Annotated in this window: 19 protein-coding genes and 1 pseudogene; 17 read left to right on the top strand and 3 right to left on the bottom strand. The window is 43.4% G+C overall.

Going from position 1 to position 24,945, the window contains the following annotated elements; genetic code table 11:
- From BWD47_RS16340 to BWD47_RS16375, 8 genes and pseudogenes are all read left to right on the top strand, one after another.
- Positions 1–260 (top strand): annotated as a pseudogene (locus tag BWD47_RS16340) (elongation factor Tu); the annotation flags it as partial.
- A gap of 419 nt (positions 261–679) precedes the next feature.
- Positions 680–2,269 (top strand): alkaline phosphatase, encoded by a 1,590-nt coding sequence (locus BWD47_RS16345; protein ID WP_075594313.1) that lies wholly within the window; start codon positions 680–682, stop codon positions 2,267–2,269.
- 11 nt (positions 2,270–2,280) lie between these two features.
- A complete protein-coding gene (locus tag BWD47_RS16350) occupies positions 2,281–4,080 on the top strand; it encodes an alkaline phosphatase (RefSeq protein WP_075594314.1) in 1,800 nt (599 codons plus the stop codon).
- A gap of 70 nt (positions 4,081–4,150) precedes the next feature.
- The gene (locus BWD47_RS16355; protein ID WP_075594315.1) at positions 4,151–4,867 is read left to right on the top strand and encodes a hypothetical protein; all 717 of its coding nucleotides are present in this window, start codon (positions 4,151–4,153) and stop codon (positions 4,865–4,867) included.
- A 169-nt stretch (positions 4,868–5,036) separates the two neighbouring features.
- Complete coding sequence (locus tag BWD47_RS16360) at positions 5,037–5,702, top strand: SDR family oxidoreductase (RefSeq protein ID WP_074989869.1); 666 nt, start codon at positions 5,037–5,039, stop codon at positions 5,700–5,702.
- A 139-nt stretch (positions 5,703–5,841) separates the two neighbouring features.
- Positions 5,842–6,222 (top strand): hypothetical protein, encoded by a 381-nt coding sequence (locus BWD47_RS16365; protein ID WP_036971539.1) that lies wholly within the window; start codon positions 5,842–5,844, stop codon positions 6,220–6,222.
- A complete protein-coding gene (locus BWD47_RS16370) occupies positions 6,219–8,555 on the top strand; it encodes a fatty acid cis/trans isomerase (RefSeq protein WP_036971537.1) in 2,337 nt (778 codons plus the stop codon). The genes BWD47_RS16365 and BWD47_RS16370 overlap by 4 nt, the downstream gene beginning before the upstream one ends.
- A 99-nt stretch (positions 8,556–8,654) precedes the next feature.
- Entirely contained in the window at positions 8,655–10,403 is a 1,749-nt protein-coding gene (locus tag BWD47_RS16375; protein ID WP_065978251.1) for a response regulator, read from the top strand.
- A gap of 18 nt (positions 10,404–10,421) precedes the next feature.
- Here BWD47_RS16375 and BWD47_RS16380 read toward each other — a convergent pair whose 3' ends face one another.
- Positions 10,422–11,045 carry a DUF4097 family beta strand repeat-containing protein gene (locus tag BWD47_RS16380; RefSeq protein WP_075594316.1) on the bottom strand — a complete coding sequence of 208 codons (624 nt, stop codon included), beginning with the start codon at positions 11,043–11,045 and terminating at the stop codon, positions 10,422–10,424.
- Between the two features lie 128 nt (positions 11,046–11,173).
- Here BWD47_RS16380 and modF point away from each other — a divergent pair, with 128 nt between their 5' ends.
- Positions 11,174–12,631, top strand: a complete 1,458-nt coding sequence (gene modF, locus BWD47_RS16385; protein ID WP_075594317.1) for a molybdate ABC transporter ATP-binding protein ModF — start codon at positions 11,174–11,176, stop codon at positions 12,629–12,631.
- Between the two features lie 24 nt (positions 12,632–12,655).
- Here the strand turns inward: modF and BWD47_RS16390 are convergent, their stop codons facing one another.
- Positions 12,656–13,534, bottom strand: coding sequence for a TraB/GumN family protein (locus tag BWD47_RS16390; protein ID WP_036971526.1), 879 nt, complete (start codon positions 13,532–13,534; stop codon positions 12,656–12,658).
- Positions 13,535–14,060: 526 nt separating this feature from the next.
- Here BWD47_RS16390 and ilvG point away from each other — a divergent pair.
- The 7 genes from ilvG to can all read left to right on the top strand — a co-directional run bounded on the left by ilvG (position 14,061) and on the right by can (position 22,508).
- Positions 14,061–15,710: an acetolactate synthase 2 catalytic subunit gene (gene ilvG / locus BWD47_RS16395; RefSeq protein WP_036971524.1), complete on the top strand. Its 1,650-nt coding sequence runs from the start codon at positions 14,061–14,063 to the stop codon at positions 15,708–15,710.
- Positions 15,707–15,952 (top strand): acetolactate synthase 2 small subunit, encoded by a 246-nt coding sequence (gene ilvM / locus BWD47_RS16400; RefSeq protein WP_036971521.1) that lies wholly within the window; start codon positions 15,707–15,709, stop codon positions 15,950–15,952. Before ilvG ends, ilvM begins: the two co-directional genes overlap by 4 nt.
- A gap of 109 nt (positions 15,953–16,061) precedes the next feature.
- The gene (gene ilvD / locus BWD47_RS16405; RefSeq protein WP_075594318.1) at positions 16,062–17,918 is read left to right on the top strand and encodes a dihydroxy-acid dehydratase; all 1,857 of its coding nucleotides are present in this window, start codon (positions 16,062–16,064) and stop codon (positions 17,916–17,918) included.
- Positions 17,919–17,920: 2 nt separating this feature from the next.
- Positions 17,921–19,474, top strand: a complete 1,554-nt coding sequence (gene ilvA, locus BWD47_RS16410) for a threonine ammonia-lyase, biosynthetic (protein WP_065978247.1) — start codon at positions 17,921–17,923, stop codon at positions 19,472–19,474.
- Between the two features lie 88 nt (positions 19,475–19,562).
- Complete coding sequence (locus BWD47_RS16415; RefSeq protein ID WP_230236836.1) at positions 19,563–20,597, top strand: ABC transporter substrate-binding protein; 1,035 nt, start codon at positions 19,563–19,565, stop codon at positions 20,595–20,597.
- 51 nt (positions 20,598–20,648) lie between these two features.
- A complete protein-coding gene (locus tag BWD47_RS16420) occupies positions 20,649–21,827 on the top strand; it encodes a methyltransferase (RefSeq protein ID WP_036971512.1) in 1,179 nt (392 codons plus the stop codon).
- An 18-nt stretch (positions 21,828–21,845) separates the two neighbouring features.
- Positions 21,846–22,508 (top strand): carbonate dehydratase, encoded by a 663-nt coding sequence (gene can / locus BWD47_RS16425; RefSeq protein WP_036971509.1) that lies wholly within the window; start codon positions 21,846–21,848, stop codon positions 22,506–22,508.
- 45 nt (positions 22,509–22,553) lie between these two features.
- Here the strand turns inward: can and BWD47_RS16430 are convergent, their stop codons facing one another.
- Positions 22,554–22,817 (bottom strand): accessory factor UbiK family protein, encoded by a 264-nt coding sequence (locus BWD47_RS16430; protein ID WP_036971505.1) that lies wholly within the window; start codon positions 22,815–22,817, stop codon positions 22,554–22,556.
- Between the two features lie 110 nt (positions 22,818–22,927).
- Between BWD47_RS16430 and rep the strand changes: the two genes are divergently transcribed.
- Positions 22,928–24,940 (top strand): DNA helicase Rep, encoded by a 2,013-nt coding sequence (rep, locus tag BWD47_RS16435; protein ID WP_065978246.1) that lies wholly within the window; start codon positions 22,928–22,930, stop codon positions 24,938–24,940.
- Positions 24,941–24,945 lie beyond the last annotated feature (5 nt).

A 24,945-nucleotide genomic window follows, 5' to 3' on the forward strand; every position in this document is an offset into this window, starting at 1 on the left:
TATACGTACTTTCTAAAGATGAAGGTGGCCGTCATACTCCATTCTTCAAAGGTTACCGTCCACAGTTCTACTTCCGTACAACTGACGTAACAGGTGACGTACAGTTACCAGACGGCGTTGAAATGGTAATGCCTGGTGATAACATCAAGATGACTGTAGAGCTAATCGCTCCAATCGCGATGGACGAAGGTTTACGCTTCGCTATCCGTGAAGGTGGCCGTACAGTTGGTGCTGGTGTTGTTGCAACTATCGTTGAGTAATCAACTATAGTGATGCATTAAGCATTCAAGAAAAACCCGAGCTTAGTCTCGGGTTTTTTTATGGATGAGAAAATAGATATTAGATATTAGAAATTAGATATTAGAAGTTAGATATTAGAAGTTAGATACCGAGCGGGGGTTACTTACTGGTGTAATTAAACATCAAAAAGTTTGCTTGAGGCTAACGTGGCTTTATTTTGTTCTCGCTACTCGCTACTCGCTACTCGCTACTCGCCTTTATTAACCACCTTAAAACAGTGCTTCTTTCTTTTGGCTGTTAATCAGTTGTTTAATATTTTCGTCATTAAAAGTCACTTATTCAGTCATAAATACTTCCTACCATAAGCTCGCTAATTATCCATGTGCAGCTTAATTAGTCGCATACAATTCTTAAAATAACGTACTAACGGAACGTAACGATGAAAATTAATAAAATTGCCTCAGCAATTGGCTTTACGTTGGCATTGTCAGCGACGGCGAATGCCGGTGTGTTACCAGATAGTCAAAAACAAAATGAGTGGTACAGTGCCGCTGAAGCTAAATTAATCAAGAAAGAACAGGTAGCTCAGTCAGAACAGGCATTTAAAGCGAAGAATGTGATCTTATTTGTGGGTGATGGTATGGGGGTGTCGACACTCACTGCATCACGCATCATGGCAGGTCAAATGAGCGGTAAGTCTGGCGAAGAAGGTTTTTTAAGTTTTGAAGAGTTCCCTTACTCTGCGCAAATTAAGACTTACAACGTGGATGCACAAACTCCTGATTCTGCGGGGACGATGACGGCGATTATCTCAGGAGTTAAGACAGACGTTGGCGTGATTGGTGTTAATGAAAATATTGAGCGTGGCAAGTGTGCGACAGTTGCTGGCAATGAATTAATCACCGCGACTGAACTGGCTGAAATTAAAGGCCTAGCAACGGGGGTAATATCAACAGCACGAATCACACACGCGACACCTGCTGCAACTTATGCAAAATCGGCGGATCGTAACTGGGAAGATATTTCTGATATGCCGGCTGATGCCGTTGCAGCTGGTTGTGAAGATATTGCATCTCAACTTGTTAACTTTGAGAAGAACTTAGAGGCACGTTTTGTCGGTACTGACGTGGATGGTTTAGAGGTTGTGATGGGCGGTGGTCGTCGTCACTTTTTACCGAAAGATGCGGCATTCAATTCAGCTGATGCTGTTAGTGAAGTCGAAGGGGACCGCACAGACGAGCGAGACCTAACTGCAGAATGGAAAACACTCTACCCAGAGGGTCAGTATGTCACGGATCAAGCTGGTTTCGATTCACTAAATGCAGATACAAAACGCGTGTTTGCACTATTTAATGAGTCACACATGCAGTATGAAGCAGACCGTAGTAACGATATTGCGGGCGAGCCTTCATTATCACAAATGACCTCTAAAGCTATCGACATTCTTAAAAATAATGATAAAGGATTTTTCTTAACGGTTGAGTCAGGACGTATTGACCATGCTCACCATGCGGGAAATGCTTACAACGCATTAAACGACACCGTTGAATTTGCAAAAGCAGTGCAAGCGGCTGTTGAAAACACTAACCCAGAAGAAACGCTTATTTTAGTCACCGCAGATCACAGTCATGTATTTACCATTGCGGGTTACCCAAAACGCGGTAATCCAATACTGGGTCAAGTGGTTGCCGTTGGTAAAGAAACGCCGACTCTAGCTGCAGACGGTATGCCGTATACAACAGTCGGGTATGCAAATGGTTTAGGCTTTCGTGATTTAGGCGATGAGACTGATGCAGATGCGTCATATAACGACGCTGCATTTGCTGGCCGTGTTGACTTAACGGGTGTTGATACAACGACCCCAGGTTACCACCAAGAAGCCACTGTGCCATTAAGTTCTGAGACACATGCGGGCGAAGACATTTCATTGCATGCAAAAGGTCCAGGTGCGCAGTTAGCGCAAGGCGTTGTGGAGCAAAATGTAATTTTCCACATCATAAATCAAGCTCTAGAACTAATTGAAGAATAATGGCGATGACAATGAAAAAACTAAATTTAATTTCTCTTGCTGTAGTAGTGGCATTAGCGGGTTGTTCTGATGATGATGACAAAGGCCCAATTGAAACAATCACAGTTGAAAACACCTTAGCTGTCGGGTCTGAGCAGTGTGTAAATGGTGGTACTGAAACCGTATTGGGTGAAGATACAAACCGCAATGGTGAGCTAGACTCAGCAGAAATCACAGAGACAACGGTTGCGTGTAATGACCCAGCCACATCACTGACCGCACAGCAGCTTGCGCCACTGACGAGCAATGATTGGTTTAAAGCCGCAAAAGTTAAGATGGCGGCAAGCGAAGAGAGCATCGCTGCGGTTGCTAAAGAGTCAGGGAAAGCGAAAAACGTTATTCTATTTGTGGGTGACGGTATGGGGATTTCTACCGTGACAGCGGCACGCATTATGGCGGGTCAGCTTGAAGGCAAGCTGGGCGAAGAGCATCAACTGAGTTTTGAAGCGATGCCGTTTTCTGGTTTTGCAAAAACATACAACGTTGACGCACAAACGCCGGATTCTGCGGGTACGATGACAGCAATGGCATCTGGTGTTAAAACAGATGCAGGTGTTATCGGCGTTGATGAAGATATCGAACGTGGTAACTGTGCGACGGTTGCGGGTAATGAGCTGGTAACAGCAACAGAGCTTGCTGAAATGGCAGGCAAATCGACTGGGATTGTATCAACAGCGCGAATTACACACGCCACACCTGCCGCCACCTATGCAAAATCGGCTGACCGTAACTGGGAAGATGTATCTGATATGCCAGAAGCGGCTGTCGCTGCGGGATGTGAAGATATCGCCTCGCAACTCGTTAACTTCGAAGCAAACCTTGAAGCACGTTATGCGGGATTAGATGTTGATGGCTTAGAAGTCGTGTTGGGCGGTGGTCGTCGTCACTTCTTACCTAAAGATGCCGCGTTTAACTCTGCGGACGCTGTAAGCAGTGTTGAAGGTGACCGTACGGATGGTCGCGACCTAACTGCTGAGTGGAAAGCGAAATACCCAGCGGGTCAATATGTTATGGACCAAGCAAGTTTTAATGCTGTGAATGCAGACACAACTGAGCGTTTATTTGGTTTATTCAATGAATCACATATGCAGTATGAAGCCGATCGCGCTAACGATATTGCTGGTGAGCCTTCATTATCTGAAATGACCGCAAAAGCAATTGACGTGCTTGATAACAATGACAAAGGTTTCTTTTTAACCGTTGAAGCGGGTCGTATTGACCATGCTCACCATGCGGGCAATGCGTACAACGCATTAAGTGATACGGTTGAGCTTTCAAAGGCTGTTCAAGTTGCATTGGATAAAACCAGCATTGAAGATACTTTGATCATTGTTACGGCTGACCACAGCCATGTGTTCACGATTGCTGGTTATCCAAAACGTGGTAACCCAATTTTAGGTAAAGTCGTGCCTGTGGGGAGTGATGAGCCATCACTCGCAGCGGATAATATGCCATACACTACTGTAGGATACACTAATGGCGGTGGCTTTCGTGACTTAGGTGATGAAACCGATGCGGATGCGGGCTATAACTTTGCACCCGTGACTGGGCGTGTTGATCTCACCGATGTTGATACAACCACACCGGGTTTCCATCAAGAAGCGGTGGTACCGCTTAGTTCTGAAACACACGCAGCAGAAGATGTCGGTGTGTATGCAGTAGGCCCAGGAGCCCATTTAGTTACTGGTACGAATGAGCAAAGCCTTATTTTCCATGTGATGGATTATGCGGCTGACCTTGTGAAACAAGCTGATGCTAAATTAGCCCAATAAATGTTAGCAGAGAGCCCTTAGGGGCTCTCCTTACATCGAATACAACACCTTTAAAAGAAAAGAGACTCCCGTGAAAGCTGCGATATTAATTGCTTCATTACTTAGCCCACTTGCTGTTGCAGGTCAGTGCGATATAAACACCGGTTATGCGAAAGCAAACTATACTGTCACAACCGATGCTGTTGCTAACAAACAGCACACAGAAAACGCCTTTACGCTTTGGCGTACGCCTCATCAAGTGGCTAAGCAAAACCCACAATTTATCGAGTTGTGGCAACAGTTACGTAATCAGCAAATGCGACCAATCCGTTACTTTCAACACGCACAGCGTGGTATTGAATATCAGCCTTCTGAGGTTCAGGGCGAACAGGATTGGAGTGCCAAATATCAGTTGGTAAGTAATGCACTGCTCGAAAAAATGACTTTAAAAAACAGTGCAGGCGAAGGTTGTGAGCTGACTGAACATTATCAATACCAGCAAGCAGAGACAAAAATAGAGTTAACGTGGCTTGCTAATCAGCAGCTGGTTAAAGAAATGCGTATTTCATCGCCTTCTTATAGTCGCACAGTTGCTTTAACCACGGTTGAGCACAATAAAGACGCGGTAACAGCACAATTTGCCAAGTGGGATAACTTTCAAACGACAGATTATGCCGACATTGGTGACAATGAAAGCGACCCCTTTTTAGCCAAGATGATTAATTTAGGGTTTGTAGAGCATGGCGCGACTGGTTTTTATGATGCGCAAGGTAATCAATTGCAAAGTGAGCATCAGCACCATCATTAACATGCCTTGCTAAACGTTGCCGCTGAATGTATTAAAGCGGCACACCCTTACAGCATGTGTTTGGCTGTGCGATTTATCATTTAAAGTACACAGTTCAATAAGCACCAGCCCTTGGTTTTTTGTTATCAGTCCCAAGGTATAGGGTATACGCTAACGAAGGAGCAGACGAATGACAAAACATGTGGTTGTAACGGGTGCCAATAAAGGTATTGGTCTTAATTTCTGTAAGCACTATTTAGCACTAGGAAACCGTGTTACGGCGGTTGTTCGCACGCCAAGTGAAGAGCTAAAAGCGCTCGATGTGAAAATAATCAGTGATATTGATGTCGCTAATCCAGACGATGTAACAACACTTGCCAATCATCTTCATGGCGACAAAATAGATATTTTGATCAACAACGCGGGTATTTTTCATAACGAAACCCTCGATGAGATGGATTTTGCTGCAATTGAAAAGCAAATAAGTGTGAATGCCATTGCGCCTGTTCGTATTACTCACGCGTTATTACAAAACTTAGGGATTGATGCCAAAGTAGCGATGATTACATCACGAATGGGCTCAATCGCTGATAACGGCTCGGGAGGTTATATAGGCTATCGTATGTCAAAAGCCGCACTCAATGCTGCGGGAGTGAGTTTGGCTCATGAGCTTAAAGATAAGCAGATAGCCGTTGGGCTATTTCATCCCGGGTTTGTACAAACAGAGATGGTAAATTTTGCAGGTGATATCAGCCCAGAGACAGCCGCTGAACGTTTAATAAAGCGCATCGATGAGCTAAACCTTGATAATAGTGGTGGTTTTTGGCACTCAAATGGTGAAACTTTACCTTGGTAAAGAGTGAGAAAATAAGTCATTAACAGTAAAGCAGTTAGCAATAAAAAAGCGGTTAACTGCTGATAACTTTCGCTAATTTTTGCTCTTTTTGTTTGCTATACTTCTACAATGACAGCCATATTGATGTAGAGAACAGCACATGGAACTAGAGCAAAATAGCGATTTAACCCTTCCCCTTTTTTATTTCGATGAGCATCTCAATAGTCGTGACATTGAGTCGCCTGATTTACTTTTACACGTCACATTAGATGAAAATCTCCTTACCCAGCTTTGCCAGAATCCTGCTGTTGATAGTAGTGTGGCTATTGCCTTAACTGATTATCGACTCGAAGCATTGGCTGAACAATATCAGTCACTGATAAAGGGTGAGCACCATGCTCAGCTAACCCTTGTTCGTGGGCCACTATTAAGTGCAATGCTCAGCGCTGAGGGCGACAGCAGTTTTGTATCGCCTCAAGTCGATATGATGCCAACCTTTGACTTAGGTGATGACCTAGAGGATAGCGAGGAAGAAGGATGAAAAAAACCTTCACGACACTATTCGGCTTAATCTTATTAAGTGGTTGCGCTTATTTAGGGGCAGCGCACTATGATGAGCTATTTGGTAAAGAGCAGCCTCAACAGCGTGTTGTTGCAGCATCAACCCCACAAGGTGCTGAGTTTTTGGCAGATGTAAAGCCAGTGCTTGATAGTCGCTGTGTGGTGTGTCATGGCTGTTATGATGCGCCGTGTCAATTGAAGTTATCCTCGGTTGAGGGCATCGACAGAGGCCTCAGTAAAGAACGTGTTTACGATGGAACGCGCTTACTGGCCCAAGAGCCTAGCCGACTGCTGTTTGACGCACTCGATACCACTGAGTGGCGAGAAAAAGGTTTTACACCGGTGCTTAATGAGCGTGTGCAAACTGAAGAGGCAAATCTGGCTGCCAGTGTCCTTTACAATGCGTTAGTGCTTAAACAAAGTAGCCCGCTTCCGACACAAGCAATCTTAGGTGATGAATTTGATTTTAGTCTCGATCGTGAGCAAACATGTACAACCATGAATGAGTTCGATGCGTTTGCAAAAGACAACCCGCACAGTGGGATGCCATATGGTTTGCCGGGTATTTCAAGTGAAGAATTTCAGCGTTTAGCAAAATGGTTAAAGCAAGGGGGCTATCTGGCACATATTGAGCCGCCAGAAAAAAACGTACTTAAACAAGTTGAGCGCTGGGAAGCGTTTTTAAACCAAGAGGGTTTAAAGCATCAACTTGCAGCTCGGTATATTTATGAGCACTGGTATTTAGCCCATATTTATTTCCCCGAACAGGGAGATAAACACAGCTACTTTAAACTCGTTCGCTCATCAACCCCACCGGGCCAAGACGTTAAAGTGATTAGTACGCGTCGTCCTTACGAAGATCCCAAGGTATCTCGGGTTTATTATCGTTTGATGCATGACCGTTCAACTATTTTGGCAAAAACACACCTTCCGCTTGCTCTTAATGATGAAAAACTTGCGCGTTTGCACGCTCAATTCATCGAAACAGAGTATCAGGTTGATAAGCTGCCAAGCTATAAACCGGATGTTGCTTCAAATCCATTTAAAGCATTTGCGGCCATCCCGGTAAATTCTCGTTATCAGTTTATGCTTGATGAAGCTGAACTGATCATTATGGGGTTTATTAAAGGCCCTGTATGTCGTGGTCAAATAGCCCTTAATGTTATTAACGATCAATTTTGGGTTGCCTTTGCAAAACCTGAAATGGCAGCAACCCCTAAGGTGGGTGAACTGTTATTACAGCATGAAGATGCACTGGCATTGCCCGCTGAAGAAGAAAGTAACGCACTGCCTATTTCAAGCTGGGTGAAATACTCAAAGAGTCAAAATAAGTATCTCTCTGCTAAAGTGGCTTTGGCCAACAAAATGTTCGCCAATGGCCAGCACTTAACCACCGATTTACTGTGGCGTGGCGATGGTCATAATCAAAATGCGGCACTCACCGTTTTTCGTCATTTTGATAGTGCAACCGTGGTTAAAGGCTGGATAGGCCAACAGCCTAAAACAGCATGGGTGCTTGATTATGCTTTGTTTGAGCGCATTCACTACTTGCTGGTGGCTGGCTTTGATGTGTATGGCAATATAGGCCATCAATTATTAACGCGTTTATACATGGACTTTTTACGCTTAGAGGGTGAGGGCAATTACTTAGCGTTACTACCAGAGAACAAACGAGAAGAAATCAAAGCCCAATGGTATCGTAAATCACCGCCAAGTCTCACGAGCTTTTTTGAAGATGAACTGTCCTTTAGTCAGCCATCGGGCATTGAATATAAAACCACAGACCCACAGGCAGAGTTATTCAACATCCTTAAAGCAAAGTTAAAGCCTATATTGAGTACGCGTTATGATTACACGCAAGTACCAGAGCCTCTCTCGCAGATTAATGAGTTACCGGTAAAAGCGATTAACTTATTGCCACAAATTTCATTTGTGTTAGTGAAAGAGGGGGCGGATGCGCATAAGGCATACACCATTATTCACCATAATGCTCATTATAATATTTCGAGCTTATTGAACGAAGAAGGTCAGCGTGCCTATGATGAAGATACCGTGACGATTGTGCCTGGTTTTATTGGTGACTACCCTGAAGCGATTTGGTACTTACACAATACTGAGCAAGTTAATGCGTTCGCATCAGGCCTTGCTAAAGTCACTGATGAAGCAGCGTACAGAGACTTGAAAAGTGAGTTTTCCATTCGTCGAACGCACCCACAGTTTTGGCAATACAGTGATATTTTGCACCACGTTGCCAAGCAATATCGCGGTGTTGAGTTTGGGCTATTTGATTATAATCGGCTCGAAAATAGATAAAGTAATTGATAGTGTTAACCGATAGTTTAAAGCCCACCGAGAGTGGGCTTTATTGTGAAATGTGAACTACAATTATGCTTAAAAATAAATGAGTAATACATGTTGAAGCTAGTTAAGGATATCCGACAACGATATCGGTGGGGGTTATCAGCCATTGCTATTTTGATAACCATCTCTGCTGCCCTAATGCAGACTCTTTTTTATGTGCAAAAAGGGGATGCGAAGGTGATCAACATTGCCGGTAAGCAGCGGATGCTTTCACAAAAAATAGCGCTGCATGGAAATGCCTTGATCTATCAGGATTCAGAGCGCCTAAAAGAGCAACATCGTAGGTTGTTACAGCAGGCTGTAGAACAATTTGTGTCAGGACATCAGTTTTTACTTGAACAAGACAATGGCGAATTTATTCATTTAAACTCTGCACTCGAAGCGCATTACTTTTCTCCTCCAAACCAACTTGATGCGCATGTTAAGCGCTACGTAAGTCAGGCTCAGCAGTTATTAAATAGTCGCACTAACTCCAGCAATATAGACAGTTCTATTTTTGTGAGCGAACAATTAGAGGCGCTGCTAACTAAGTTAGATCAAGCGGTAAAATTACTCGAGCAAGAATCGGTGTATAAAGTCACTATTATCTCGGTACTTGAGGTGGTGTTTTGGCTTGCTGCTATTGTGTTGTTAATCATAGAGCTTATTTTTATTTTTAAACCTATGGAAAAGCTGATTGCAAATACCATTCAGAAATACCAACAACAAAAAGAGTATGCAGAGCGGGTTAATAAAAATAAAGAGCGGTTTATTGCGCGAACAAGTCATGAGTTCAGAACCCCCTTGCAAGGTCTTACCTCGTCGATAGAAGCGCTTGATATTAGCGATAATCAACAACTGACGAAGCAACAAGCCATATACTGCGTTAACCGTTTGGTCGCTATGCTCGATGAGCTACTCGATTTACAACAGCTATCATCAGGCGACTGGCAGCTAAAGCCACATTCAAGCAACTTACTAACCACCTTGAATCAAGCTATTGCGCCTTATAAGTACGCGTGTAACGATAAAAATATTACGCTCAGTGTGAATATGTCTGAGGCATTAGACAAAGACGTGGTGACCGATCACGCAAGGCTACAACAAGTGCTTTCTGAGCTTATCAATAATGCGGTTAAGTTCACCCCTAAACAAGGTCGAATTGCCGTGAATGCGATTTGCAAAGGTCACAAACAGGTTATTCTGGAAGTGCAAGATAATGGCACCGGTTTTGAGCATCCTCCTGCTGAGCTGCTTGACTTTGAGCATGATAGCGAACAGCATTTTCAGGGCTTAAAAACAGGCCTTTTACGGGTTATGCATATTGTAAAAGCACTGAATGGCAAGATTGAGTTTCAAAACGTTCAGCCTCATGGGGTTAAAGTCGTTATTCATTTGGATCTCGAAAATGCCCCCAAATCTGAAATGCCAATGCAGTTACCAACAAACCTGCATTGCTTAATAGTTGAAGATAATCCTCTCAATGCCACAATTTTAGGGCGTATTATTAGTCAGTTTGACTTTAGTTATGACATTGCGAGTAATGGCTTAATTGCGACAAGTATGACAGCTGAAAAAAAATACGATGTGATATTTATGGATTTAAACATGCCAGTTATGGATGGTTTTAAGGCAACAGATATTATCCGCAATGAACAATCGCTATTAACGCCGATACTTGCCGTAACAGCCAACACCTCGAATGAGGACTTGCAACGAATTTATGACTTAGGCGCCGATATGCATGTGTATAAGCCGATTTCAGTCGAGTCAGTGCAAAAAGCCCTCGGCGCATTATTCACAGAGGGCAAACAGGGATAAGTTGTTTAAAATGAAGAGTTAGTGTCTAACTTTTATGTCACCAACGCCGACTTCTACGTCAATGTTGTACTGACCGTTGCCTTGGTAACTTGACTGTGAGCTCACCACTTTACGGTGCGTGTTAGCCTCATTTTTTAAGCCACGAATTTTGGTATCACCAACACCTGACTCTAATTCAATGCGTTTGTAGTCATCAAGTGCACTATCGATCCGCACTGCACCGACACCCAGTTCAATCTCAACCGAATTGCTCAGTTCATTAATCTCAATGTCACCCACACCTAATTCAACATCAATCGCCATTGATTTTGGCATTTTAACTAACCAATTTTGTTGAATGTCATCGTTATCTAATTTCAAACTTAATAGATTAGCGCGTTGAGAGTGGTTCAGTTCGATGTCTGACAAGTCAATCTCTGAGCCAAACCAGCCTTTGTCATTTTTTGGCTCAATACGAATGGTGACGTGTACTTCGCTGCCGTCATAGCTTTGTACTTCTAAGCTGCCCACCGGAAAGTCGATATCAAGCTGACTGGCATTATTAATCGCAAACGTGTGATTGAGTTCACGTGAATCTTTTGCCATTGCTTGTGAGGTTGTCAGTATTAAGCCCACTGCTGCTACACCCAGTAATTCTTTCATTGTATGTTCCTGTTAATGACCTTTTATACCTTAGTCGCAGCGGTGATTAAAAAAGGTTTAAACGGTTTTTAATTTTTTATTGAATGCGGTAACGTCGAACTAAACATAACGTGGAATGAGGGTTCAAAGTGCAACAAACGCAGTTGGTTAATGTTAAAGCCAGCCTAAAAGGGCAGGGCAATGATGTATATTGTGTAGACAATTTAAGCATGACAGTATCAGCATCGCAGCACTGGGTGTTACTAGGTGCAAATGGGGCCGGAAAGTCGGCAATAGCGGCTGTTATCGCTGGGTTTGCTACTATCGAACAAGGCCAGTACACAAATAGTTTTGAGCGCGTCGCGCTGGTATCGCCAGATAGACAAAAGCAATTACTTGCAGAAGAATTAAACAAAGATCAGGATGATATTATTGAAGGGGTGTCTTCATTCAGTCGTGTCAGCGACCTCATTTTAGCAGGTCGAAGCCCTCAACAAATCGACAATCAGCTGCTCAATCAGCTATTAGGGACCTTTGATTTTGAAAGTAAACTACATAAAGCGTTTCGTGATTTATCGACCGGTGAAACACGTAAATTAATGCTGATCCAAGCGTTAATAGGTCAGCCTGAGCTATTGATACTTGATGAGCCCTTTGATGGCTTAGATGTAGCAGCGATGACTGAATTGAACCATCAGTTAGCAAAGTTAAGTGAAACAACAACGATGGTTTTTGTGCTTAATCGCTTATCTGAGATTCCAGACTGTGTTGATCATTATGCGTTTATAAAAGACGGTAAAGTTACTCATCAATTAGTGCAGCCAAGTGCTGAACAGCGAGATGATTTACTTAAACTATTGCATCTAACACACACCGATTTAGAGATACCAGAGGCTGATAGTGACCATCAAGCGCCACCGCTCATTGACCCTATCCTGGTTAAACTCACGAATGCGTCGGTCAGCTTTGGCGGAAAAGCTATTTTTGAAAAGCTTAATTGGCAAATTAATCAAGGCGAGCATTGGCAATTAACCGGCAAAAACGGTTCTGGTAAAACCTGCCTATTAAACCTCATTACTGGCGATAACCCACAGTGTTATAACAACGACATCAAGGTATTTGGTTATCAGCGGGGGAGTGGCGAAAGTATTTGGCAAATAAAGCAGCATATTGGTTATATTTCTAATGCGTTACACATGGACTACCGTGTGGGTACTTCGGCGTTGAATACGATTATTTCTGGTTTTTATGACAGTATTGGCCTTTATCAAAAAGCGAGTGATAAACAGCTGGCTATAGCTAAAAATTGGCTAGCACTACTTGGCTTAAGTGATAAACAAAACAGTTCATTTACTCAGTTGTCATTTGGTGATCAACGCTTGTTGTTGATTGCCCGCGCGATGGTTAAGCATCCTAACTTACTCATTCTCGATGAGCCATGTTTAGGGCTTGATGAGGCAAACAGACAGCGGGTTTTATTATTAATCGAAAAAATTTGCAGCGCAAAAACCAGTACCGTGATTTATGTTAATCACCATGCAAGCGATCACATTGCTGGAATAGCGCATTATTTAGAGATGGAAAATGACATAAAAAAAGCGCCTTAGGCGCTTTTTGGACATGCAATTGATTTAAATGCGTGTCACCGTAAAGCCTTTATCGGCTAGCTGTTTAAGTAAACCGTGCTGCTCAGGCAAATGCAGTGCCCCGACTGCTATAAATAGCTTTTCTTTACCGATACGCTTAGATAATTGCTCAACCCAGTTGTTGTTGCGATCAATTAGCATCACTTGTTCACTGAGTTCACCATACTGTGAGTCATCAAAACTTTCGTTATAAAACTGAGTGAGTGTTTCCATATCACCCGACTTCCACGCGTTTATTAAACCAAAGAAATAGGTGTCGGCATCGGCGAGTTGCGCGAAAGTTTCTTCAATCATTTTATCATTCATGATTGCTAAGTGTTCAAACATTTCCATTTGTCGTTCTAGCGTTTCAAGCTCACCCACTGAAATTTTATGGTCTTTAGCGTAAGCAAGGACTTGCTTGTCAATTCCGTATTGGTCAGAAAACCCCACTTTTTGAAACTCCATTTGCATCATGGTTATCATGACGGCCCACGGTGCTAAGTTTTTAAACATAGCAATATCTATGGACTTATCTGCAAAGTATTTTTGCAGTTTGGCATAGTTAGCTTCAGAGAGTTCTGACTGTAATGTTTTGCCGTCTTTTAGCATCATAAAAGGCAATGAGCGACGTTGCATATCGACAGGAGATATCGCACTGATATCGACTTCAACGATGACTTTATCGGTCTTATCAAGTGCATTGGTTACTTTGCTTGGCAGTCCTTGCATACTTTTATCACCGACATGCACCGTGCCGAATAAATATGAGGCAATGCCGTTTTTCTCTACTTTCCAAAGTCCTGGTTCAGCAAATACTTGCTGGCTAAAGCCCAGTAGTAGTAGAACAAAAAACAGGGCATTAATACGCTGTATGAATTTCATAACTTTCCTTTTCATGCTGTTGTTGTTTTCAATACTAAACTAATTTTCACAGAGAGGTTTAATAAAATGAGAACAACCCGAAAAAAATCACCTATGAAAGCTAAAAATTAATCAATCATTTAATTGGTTATAACGAGGTATGAAATTTCAATAGCTAGCTATATGTGAATTTTTAATCTTAAATATAGTTAATTTTAGATATTTATTTCTTTAATTTCGTTTTTTGTGATGTTTTTTGAATTGATTTTTATGTTGACTTGAAGGGCTGGGCGCGGTACTAATAGAAAAAGGCAGCGGGATGGCTAGATTTCCGCAACAAATGACACGAATTTGGTATCAGTAAATGCTTACAAATAAACTATCTCTAATCCTAATTAACGTCGTGGTGATTATTATTACCGCGGGGGCTACTTAGTGCTTAGAGAAAAGTGAAGCATTAAAAAAGCCCCCCGCACTTAACAGTCCGGGGGGCTTTTTGTTTTAACCGCAAAAAATACACAACGTCACTGAGGAATGAGGATTTAAGATGACAGGCGCAGAGTTAACAATCGATTTATTAGCCAAACATGGCGTAAAGGATGTCTTTGGTTACCCGGGTGGTGCCATCATGCCTATTTACGACGCTTTGTATGGCGCGCCCGTCAAACATTATTTGACCCGTCATGAACAAGGCGCTGGCTTTGCCGCTGTAGGTTTTGCACGTAGTACGGGTAAGTTGGGAGTGTGTTTTGCAACGTCAGGCCCGGGTGCGACTAACCTTATCACGGCATTGGCTGATGCGATGATGGATTCGGTGCCATTATTGGCGATAACGGGGCAAGTGCCTACCGCAGCGATTGGCTCAGATGCATTCCAAGAGATTGATGTACTCGGTATGTCGTTGTCTTGTACAAAGCACAGCTACATGGTTGAACGCCCTGAAGATTTAGCTGAAATACTGCAAGAAGCCATCCACCTAGCGCAAACAGGGCGTCCGGGTCCTGTGTTAGTCGATATTCCTAAAGACATTCAAATGGCACAGGTGCCATTCCATCCTTGGTTAGCGGCAGAAGATACGTTGCCAAAACTTGACCCCAACCAAGTTGCCATTGCGAATCAAATATTAAGTGAAGCACAACGACCCGTTGCCTATGTGGGGGGCGGTGTACAAGCCGCAGATGCACAAAACGAGCTTATGCAGTTTTTAGAAAAAACCCACATGCCAGCGGTAACAACGTTAAAAGCGTTGGGGAGTGTGTTACCTGATTACGAGTACGACCTTGGCATGCTAGGTATGCACGGTGGCAAAGCGGCTAATTTAGCAGTACAAGAATGCGATGTTTTAGTGTGTATTGGTGCGCGCTTTGATGACCGAGTTACGGGCAACCTAAGTAAGTTTGCCGCCAAAGCTAAAGTTATTCATTTGGATATCGATGCAGCAGAAATCGGCAAACGAAAGCCTGTAAAAGCGTCTCTCGTCGCTGACTTAAAAACGTCTCTACCGCAACTCGATTGCTTTGTAACCCCAGATGAGTGGCTTTTGCATATTGAAAGTATGATGAAAGAGCATGCGTGGCGTTATGACTATCCGGGTGAAAAAGTATTTGCGCCTTACCTGCTAAATCAACTGAGCCAAAAAATGCCGAAGACCGGTGTGGTGTGTTGTGATGTGGGCCAGCATCAAATGTGGGTTGCACAGCATATGAAGTTTTCGCACCCCAGCAATCATTTAAGCAGTGGCGGGGCGGGTACGATGGGCTTTGGTTTGCCTGCGGCAATAGGTGCACAAGTGGCACGCCCAGACGATTTTGTTATTACGGTCTCGGGTGATGGCTCAATCATGATGAACATTCAAGAGCTGGCGACAATTCGCCGTAATAATTTACCAGTAAAAATACTTATCTTAGATAACCAGCGTTTAGGCATGGTACGTCAATGGCAGCAGTTATTTTTCGAGGGGCGTTATTCTGAGACCAATCTTTCAGATAACCCTGATTTTGTTCAACTCGCTGCAGTGTTTGGTATCCCAGGTCAAACTGTGACAAGAGCGGATGAAGTTGACACGGCGATTGATGCACTTGTGAATAGTCAAGGTCCTTACATTTTACATGTCTGTATCGATGACAAAGAAAATGTATGGCCGCTTGTACCACCCGGTGCAGCCAATGATGAGATGATGACGGAGACAGTAAAATGAAACACACCCTAACGATTGCACTCAAAAATCAAAGTGTCGCTGTTGAGCGCTTTTTACGCGTTGCCCGTCATCGCGGTTTTGACCTAACAAAAATGAACTTAGAAATGGCAGAAGATGCATTCAGAGTGACTATGACAGTGGTTAGCGATAAACCTATTCATTTATTAACGTCGCAGTTAAATAAATTGGTCGATGTAAAGCATGTGACGCTTGAGAGTCAGCTGCAACAGCAAGCAATTTAATCACAGACAAATTCAACAGGTAACTAGAGCAGCACAGACTATGCTTTAGTAAGAAATAAATTAGGAATGAGGAAGTCAGTGGCACGCCACTGCAACAACAGAGGTAACTATGGCTAAATTACGAAGTGCAACAACAACAGAAGGTCGTAAACGCGCAGGCGCACGTGCATTGTGGCGTGCAACAGGAATGACAGATAAGGACTTCGGTAAGCCAATTATCGCTGTTGTGAATTCATACACGCAGTTTGTTCCAGGGCATGTTCATTTAAACCAACTCAGTGAGCTAATGGCCGAAACGATTACTGAAGCGGGTGGTGTGCCAAAAGAATTTAATACCATTGCGATTGATGATGGGATTGCGATGGGCCACGGCGGTATGCTGTATTCGCTACCTTCTCGCGATCTGATTGCTGACTCAGTAGAGTACATGGTTAACGCGCATTGTGCCGATGCGATGATCTGTATTTCTAACTGCGACAAAATCACCCCAGGTATGATGCTGGCTGCATTACGCTTAAATATTCCGGTTATCTTTGTGTCAGGTGGACCGATGGAAGCAGGTAAAACCCGCCTTGCTGATATCGACATTAAACTCGACTTAGTTGATGCCATGGTGAAAGGTGCCGATAGCTCAGTCAGCGACGAAGACTCAGACAAAGTAGAGCGCTCAGCGTGCCCAACGTGTGGTTCATGTTCGGGGATGTTTACGGCTAACTCAATGAACTGCTTATTAGAAGCAATTGGTTTGGCATTGCCTGGTAACGGCACAACACTTGCCACTCATAAAGACCGTAAACAGTTATATGTTGAAGCAGGCGCACGCATCGTTGATTTATGCCGTGAGTATTATCAAAAAGATAATGCCGACGTATTGCCGCGTGCCATCGCCAATCGCACCGCTTTTATGAATGCAATGGTGGTGGATATTGCAATGGGTGGCTCATCAAACACGGTGTTACATTTATTAGCCGCAGCCCAAGAAGCGGGTGTCGATTTTGATATGTCGCATATTGATGAGCTTTCACGCAAAACGCCTTTTTTATGTAAAGTTGCACCTGCCACAAGCAAATATCACATTGAAGACGTGCACCGCGCTGGTGGCATGATGGCAATTATCCGTGAGCTAGGTAAAGCGGGATTAGTTGATTTGTCTGTGGATCACGTTGCAGGGATGAAGATGGCGGAGTTAGTTGAGAAGTGGAATGCCACAGATCCAAACAATGCTGTTGCACAAAAGTTCTATAAAGCAGGCCCAGCGGGTATCCGCACTACAAAGGCGATGAGCCAAGAATGTCGTTGGCCTGAACTGGATAACGATCGTGAAAATGGCTGTATTCGCAGTGTTGAAAATGCGTTTCGTCAAGATGGTGGCTTAGCGGTGCTGTCGGGAAATTTAGCGCTGGATGGTTGTATTGTTAAAAGTGCCGGTGTTGTTGAAGAAATGCTGCATTTTGAAGGCCCAGCAGTGGTTTACGAATCACAGGATGATTCAGTTGAAGGTATATTAAATGGTGAAGTAAAAGCGGGTGATGTTGTGGTGATCCGCTATGAAGGGCCAAAAGGGGGCCCAGGTATGCAAGAGATGTTGTACCCGACCAGCTACTTAAAATCGGTAGGTTTAGGTGAAAAATGTGCATTGATCACTGATGGCCGTTTTTCGGGTGGTACCTCTGGTTTATCGATTGGTCATGTCTCGCCTGAGGCTGCCAGCGGGGGAGCAATTGCGTATGTAGAGAACGGCGATAAAATTATTATTGATATCGCCACCCGCGAAATCACCTTAGCCCTGAGCGATGAAGAGCTTGAAGCACGTAAGCAAAAGCAATTAGCACGTGGTAAAGAGGCCTTTAAACCACGCGATCGTGAGCGTTATGTATCATCGGCACTAAAAGCGTATGCATTATTGGCAACCAGTGCAGACAAAGGGGCGGTCCGTGATTTAGCTAAGCTTGAGGAGTTAAGTTAATCATGGTTTCACAGGAGCTCGATTATTTTCGCGCTATCATCCAAGCAAATATGGAGCCGCTTGCAAAGGTTACTGAGGTCAGTGAAATGGCCGAACTTAGCGCAAGGCTCGGTAATCATGTGTGGTTGAAGCGTGAAGACCAACAACCGGTTTATTCGTTTAAATTGCGCGGTGCATTCCATAAGTTGAGTAAGTTGCCAAAGGGCTCTGATGTGGTCACTGCATCGGCTGGCAACCATGCTCAAGGCGTCGCGTTAAGTGCATCGTTTTTAGGGCACAAAGCGACAATTGTTATGCCGGTAACCACACCCGAAATTAAAGTGAGTGCAGTGCGCGCGCTAGGTGGTGAGGTTGTATTACATGGTCATCACTTTGATGCAGCAAAAGCCCACGCGTTAGCGCTAACAGAGCAGCGCAATGGCGTATTTGTGCCTCCTTTTGATGACCCCGATGTCATTATTGGTCAAGGCACAGTTGCGCGAGAACTGATGCAGCAGCTAAACGACCTTGATGCCGTTTTTATTCCTGTTGGCGGTGGTGGCTTGTTGGCGGGAATGGCTGTGTACATAAAATCATTGCGACCTGATATCAAAGTAATTGGTGTTGAAGCGGATGAAAGTGCGTGTTTAAAAGCAGCATTAGAGGCGGGGAAACCTGTGGAGCTTGACCGCGTTGGTAGTTTTGCTGATGGCGTAGCGGTAAAAATAATCGGCACCGAAACGTTCCGCTTAGCACAAAAGTTTTGTGATGAAGTTGTGACCGTGAGTGGCGATGAGATTTGTGCTGCTATGCAGGATATCTTTGTTTCTACTCGTGCAATTGCTGAGCCTTCAGGGGCCTTATCGACAGCGGGTTTGAAAAAATGGTGTCAGCAAAGCGGTGTAAAAGGCTTAAATGTTGCTGCTATTTTATCGGGCGCGAATTTAAATTTTGATCGTTTACGCTACGTTGCTGAGCGCACTGCGTTGGGTGAAAAGAACGAAGCATTACTCGCCGTCACCATCAAAGAAGAAAAAGGCAGCTTTAAGCAATTTTGTGCTTCGTTAGGTGGCCGAGCTATTACAGAGTTTAATTACCGTTATGCAGGACCGGGTGAAGCACAAATATTTGTGGGTATTGCACTTCGCCAAGGTCAGCAAGAGCTAGATGAGTTAAAAGCAGTACTCACTGAAAATGGCTATACATTTTGTGACCTGTCAGATAACGAATTGGCTAAATTACACATTCGTTATATGGTGGGTGGAAAAGCCCCAGCGCAATTACATGAGCGATTATTACGTTTTGAATTTCCTGAATACCCAGGTGCATTAGCGCGATTTTTAGATACGTTAGGCAGTAACTGGAATATTACGTTATTCCATTATCGCAATCATGGTGGCTCTGTAGGTAATGTACTTGCTGCATTTGCCATCGAACCGAGTGATTACGACGTATTTAACGAGCATTTAAATCGTCTTGGTTATAATGTTCAGGATGAAACCAATAATCCATGTTTCACGCAATTTTTAACGACTCAAGGTCAAAAGTTGAGTGAAGCTAAAGCTGCCAATCAATAAACTGGGCTCCATCGAGGAGCCTTGATTTTTTGCATATTTTTCCTATAGTTATTGCACGATTGTAAAGCAAGGATGATGCGTGCGAGGAATGCGTTATTACTTAGGGTTACTCTGTTTAATGCTAAGCATAAGTGCCAATGGCTCTGACAAGGTGACCTTGCAACTAAAATGGACTCATCAATTCCAGTTCGCTGGCTATTACATGGCAGCAAAAAAAGGCTTTTATAAAGACGCTGGACTTGATGTCACTATTTTACCCGCAGATCCTAACAACCCTAACACGTTTGATCAGGTGTTAAATGGTCAAGCCGACTTTGCTATTACGCATTCTGGTATTTTGCAACAACGTGTGCAAGGTGCCCCCGTGGTTGCCTTAGCGGCTATGCTGCAGTTCTCCCCCTATTGTTGGATGGTTAAAAATAACTCTGATATTTTCCAGCCGCGTGATTTTGCGGGTAAAAAACTCAGTAAAATTAGCTCACTTGAAAACGCAGAGTTGTTAGTCATGCTGCAAAGGGCGGGGCTTGATTATCAAAGTTTAATGGCTGCAAGCCAAAAAGGCGGAATAGAGCAGTGGTTAGCTGGCGAACTTGATGCCGTGCAAGTGTATGTAACTAATGAGCCGTATACTTTAACACTGCGTGGTGTTGGGCACCGATTAATTTGTCCACAAAAATTTGGCCTGAATGTGTATGGCGATATTTTATATACCTCGCAGGCTATGCTTAAAAATAAACCGGATATAGTTGAGCGTTTTTATCAAGCAAGTTTAAAGGGATGGCGTTATGCACTGCATAATATGAATGAGAGTATTAATGTCACTCAGCGTGATTATGCCCCGCACAAAAGTATGCAGGAACTTGCTTATGAAGCCGATGTACTCGCTAACTATATTCAGCCACCGGGCAGCAAGTTGGGGGGCATGTCGATGGCTAAATGGCGACTTATCGCTGACCTTTACAACATCGATCAAGACGAATTTGATCATGCATTTTCAGGGTTTATGTATGATCAACAGCAAAGCGAGGGCATAGAGTTATCTTGGATGCTTATTTTAGCGATAATATTGAGCATTGCATGTGTTCCTTTGTACATTGGTCTAATAAGCAATGGAAGGCGTTAAACCTCTTAAAAACTGTTATACTCACTTTTATTTTTTGTCGTTTTTGTAGTTATGACACTTGCCCAGCACTTTGCTGCTTTAGATACACTGCTTTATTCAACTCGCCAATACTGGCAATGCACGGCATTTGACTTTGATGATATTCCATGGCCTGAATTAACGTCTTTATTATGGGCGATTGATGACAGCCAAGTGAGTGAACTTGATGCCGACCAGCATGCTTTATATCAATACTTTTGCGATGCTATAGACGGTGTTGATGAACTTAATGCCTTATGCGAACTGCCCACAACAAAGTTGCCAAGGAATGAGTTTCCATTTTGGATCAGTAATGGCATCAAAGGACGCAAGTTTGAGCAGTTACAAGATTTTGTTGCAGCGATCAGCCAAAATTCACAGCAACACCCTGTTTTAGAGTGGTGTGCAGGCAAAGGACACTTAGGGCGGATGCTGGCATTTAGTGGCGCACCCTCGGTACACAGTATTGAACTACAAGAGCACCTGTGTGAGCAGGGAGCTCATAGTGCTAAGCAGCAACAATTAGCCATGCAGTTTTCACAAGCGAATGTATTAACGGATAACACCGATGCATTTTTTAAAACAGAGCAACATGCCGTCGCTTTACATGCATGTGGTCGTTTACACCAAACATTTATGCAGCAGGCAAGTCGGGCCAAAACCCAGCAGATAAGCTTTTCACCCTGTTGTTATCACTTATTTACCGACGATGCCTACCAAGCAATGAGTGAGCATGCACAGCATAGTCAATTGACGCTAACCCATCGCGATTTAAAGCTGGCCTTGCAAGAAACCGTGACCGCACCAAGTCGGGTTGATAAAGTGAGAAAAACAGAAGTCGAGTGGCGACTTGGTTTTGATGCATTACGTAAATCAATTACCGGTGTTCAGCACTATGTGAGTGTGCCTTCCGTGAATAAAGCGGTATTTTCTGATTCATTTAGGTCATTTTGTTTGTGGGCAGCTGATAAAAAGTCACTACATATACCAGATGATATTGATTACAATGCATTTTTAGAGATAGGTAAGCAGCGTAAAAGGGTCACAGAACGCATTGAACTCATCCGACATGTGTTCAGAAGAGCAATTGAAGTTTGGCTCGTGCTCGATCGTGCTTTATATTTGCAACAACAAGGCTATCAGGTATCAGTAAGTACGTTTTGTGAAAAACAGCTCACACCAAGGAATATCTTGATCCAAGCTAATTATTAAAAATCGTAAAGAGGCGCAATGAGAAAGTTAAAAAATTTATTCGAAAATAATAGACGTTGGGCTGCGCGTACGAGTGAAAGTGATCCTGAGTTTTTTAAAATTCTATCAATGCAACAAAATCCCGAGTACTTGTGGATTGGCTGTTCGGACTCACGTGTACCCGCTAATGAGATAGTTGATTTATTACCGGGTGAGTTATTTGTACACCGTAACGTTGCAAATGTGGTTGTGCATACTGACCATAACTGTTTATCAGTCATGCAGTACGCGGTTGAAGTACTTAAAGTTAAGCACATTATGGTCGTTGGACACTATGGCTGTGGGGGTGTTCAAGCGGTTTTAAATGAAGCACGCTTTGGCTTAATTGATAACTGGCTACGTCATGTTGGTGATGTAAAAGAAAAACACATCGAACAGTTAAACGCATTACCAGAAAAAGAACGTTTAAACAGCCTGATTGAACTCAATGTAATTGAGCAAGTACGTAACGTGTGCCGTACGAATATCGTGCAAGATGCGTGGGCGAAAGGCCAAGAACTTACGATTCATGGTTGGGTGTATGGTTTAGCAAATGGTCATTTAAATGACCTTGAATCCGTGGTGACCTGTGCAGAAGAAGCCACAGAGACATACGGTACTGCGGTAAAACGTGTTTTCGAACGTATTGCAGAGAAAAGTTAAGACTTAAATGGATAGAAAAAAGGTGAGCTAAGTAGCTCACCTTTTTTATTGTTCGTCTTGTTTGCTAGCAAGTTGCTGTTCAAGTAAGGCAACCTTTTCTTCTAGCTCCGTGAGTTTTTCACGAGTTCGAATAAGTACTTGGCTTTGAATATCAAACTCATCACGGCTTACAAAGTCCATCTCAGCAAGTTTGTTTTGGATAGCTTGCTTCGTTTTACCTTCAATGGTGTCGGCAAGGTTTTTCACGCCTTGTGGCATGTTATCAGTGATTTGCTTTGCGATTTCTTCAAGTTTTGCTGGGTTGATCATCTTCGTCCCTTGAGTCACGTAAAAAAACAATCTTACCTTATTGGCTAGGCGTAGTGTAGTGATTACGGTAAAATTGCCGGTTCTGTCTTTGGATAATTTCTTAGGGGCTTATGAAACTCAACCCAAAACAAGATGAAGCGGTAAAGTATATCAGTGGACCGTGTTTGGTATTAGCTGGCGCAGGCTCAGGTAAAACGCGTGTAATTACCAACAAAATCGCTTACTTGGTGCAAAAGTGTGAGTATCAAGCACGTAACATAGCAGCCGTTACCTTTACTAATAAAGCGGCAAAAGAGATGCGCGAGCGTGTTGCACAAACGCTTGGTAAGCAAGAGTCTAAAGGGTTATGGGTTTCGACATTTCATACCTTAGGTCTTGAGATCATCAAAAAAGAATTAACCACATTAGGCTTTAAGCCAGGATTCTCATTGTTTGATGATCAAGATACTAATCAATTATTAATCGAGCTTACAGAAGACGAACTAAAAAAAGACAAAGACTTATTAAACCTGTTAAAAATGCAGATAGGCAGTTGGAAGAACGAGCTTATTTTACCCGAACGGGCGATTCGTGAAGCGCGTGAGCCACAAAAAGCACTGTTTGCCCAGTTGTATGCCCGCTATCAAAATCAACTACGAGCTTATAATGCCCTCGATTTTGATGATCTGATCATGATCCCCACCTTGCTACTGGGACAAAATGCGACAGCACGTGAGCGTTGGCAACAGCGTTTTCGTTATTTGCTGGTGGATGAGTATCAAGATACGAATACGAGCCAGTATCAATTGGTTAAGTTATTAGTGGGTGAACGTGCTCGCTTTACGGTGGTGGGAGATGATGACCAATCAATTTATTCGTGGCGTGGTGCTAAACCACAAAATCTGGTGTTATTGAGTAAAGACTTTCCGGGTTTGCGTTTAATTAAACTTGAACAAAACTACCGAAGTGCAGGGCGTATTCTTAAAGCAGCCAATATTCTTATTGCTAATAATCCGCATGAGTTTGATAAAAAACTGTTCAGTGAACTAGGTTATGGTGAACCGATTAAAGTCATTGGCTGTCGTGACGAAGAGCATGAATCTGAACGCGTTGTTGCAGAGATCATTTCGCATAAGTTCATGAAGCGGACCAGCTATAAAGATTACGCCATTTTATATCGGGGGAATCACCAAGCGCGCGTATTCGAAAAAGCGCTGATGAGTAACCGTATCCCATATAAAATTAGTGGCGGAATGTCGTTTTTCTCACGTTCAGAAATTAAAGATATCATGGCGTATTTACGCTTGTTGGTTAATCAAGACGACGACAATGCATTTTTACGTATCGTGAATACCCCACGACGAGAAATAGGTACCGTCACTCTCGAAAAATTAGGCACACTTGCCAACGAAAAGCACATTAGTTTATTTGCTGCCTGCTTTGAGCCTGAACTTGCACATCGTTTAAAAGGGCGGGGCTTTAATGCGTTAGCAGGGTTTGCTCGTTGGGTGGTTGAACTGTCTGATAATGCAGTGCGGGGTGACACGCTCGAAGCGGTAAAAGAACTGGTCAGGCAAATTAATTACGAAGCGTATCTTTACGAGTCATCGCCTAGCGCAAAAGCCGCAGAAATGCGTATGAAGAATGTGTCGGAGTTATATCGTTGGATCACCGATATGCTGACCGGTGATGCCGATAACCCCCCGTTGAATTTAGCAGAAGTGGTGAGCAAGTTAACGCTGCGCGATATGCTTGAGCGCAATGAAGAAGAAGATGAATCTGATGCGGTACAGCTCCTGACTTTGCATGCTTCAAAAGGCTTGGAATACCCGTATGTATTTATGGTGGGAATGGAAGAAGGGTTATTACCTCATCAAGTGAGCATCGACGAAGATAACGTTGAAGAAGAACGTCGTCTTGCTTACGTAGGTATCACACGAGCCCAGCAAGAGTTGGTTATGACATACGCTAAGCTGCGCCGTCAGTTTGGTGAAACATCGGATACAGAGCTGAGTCGTTTTGTGCAGGAGTTACCACAGGATGATTTGGCCTTTGAAGCAAAGAAACCGCCTTCTTCTCAAGCAGAGCGAATGGAAAAAGGTCAAGCACGTGTTGCTAACTTGCGTGCCATGCTTAAAAAGTAACGCCG

Origin of the sequence: Pseudoalteromonas sp. PAB 2.2, assembly GCF_001938575.1 — a bacterium.
GTDB classification, from domain to species: Bacteria; Pseudomonadota; Gammaproteobacteria; order Enterobacterales; family Alteromonadaceae; genus Pseudoalteromonas; species Pseudoalteromonas lipolytica.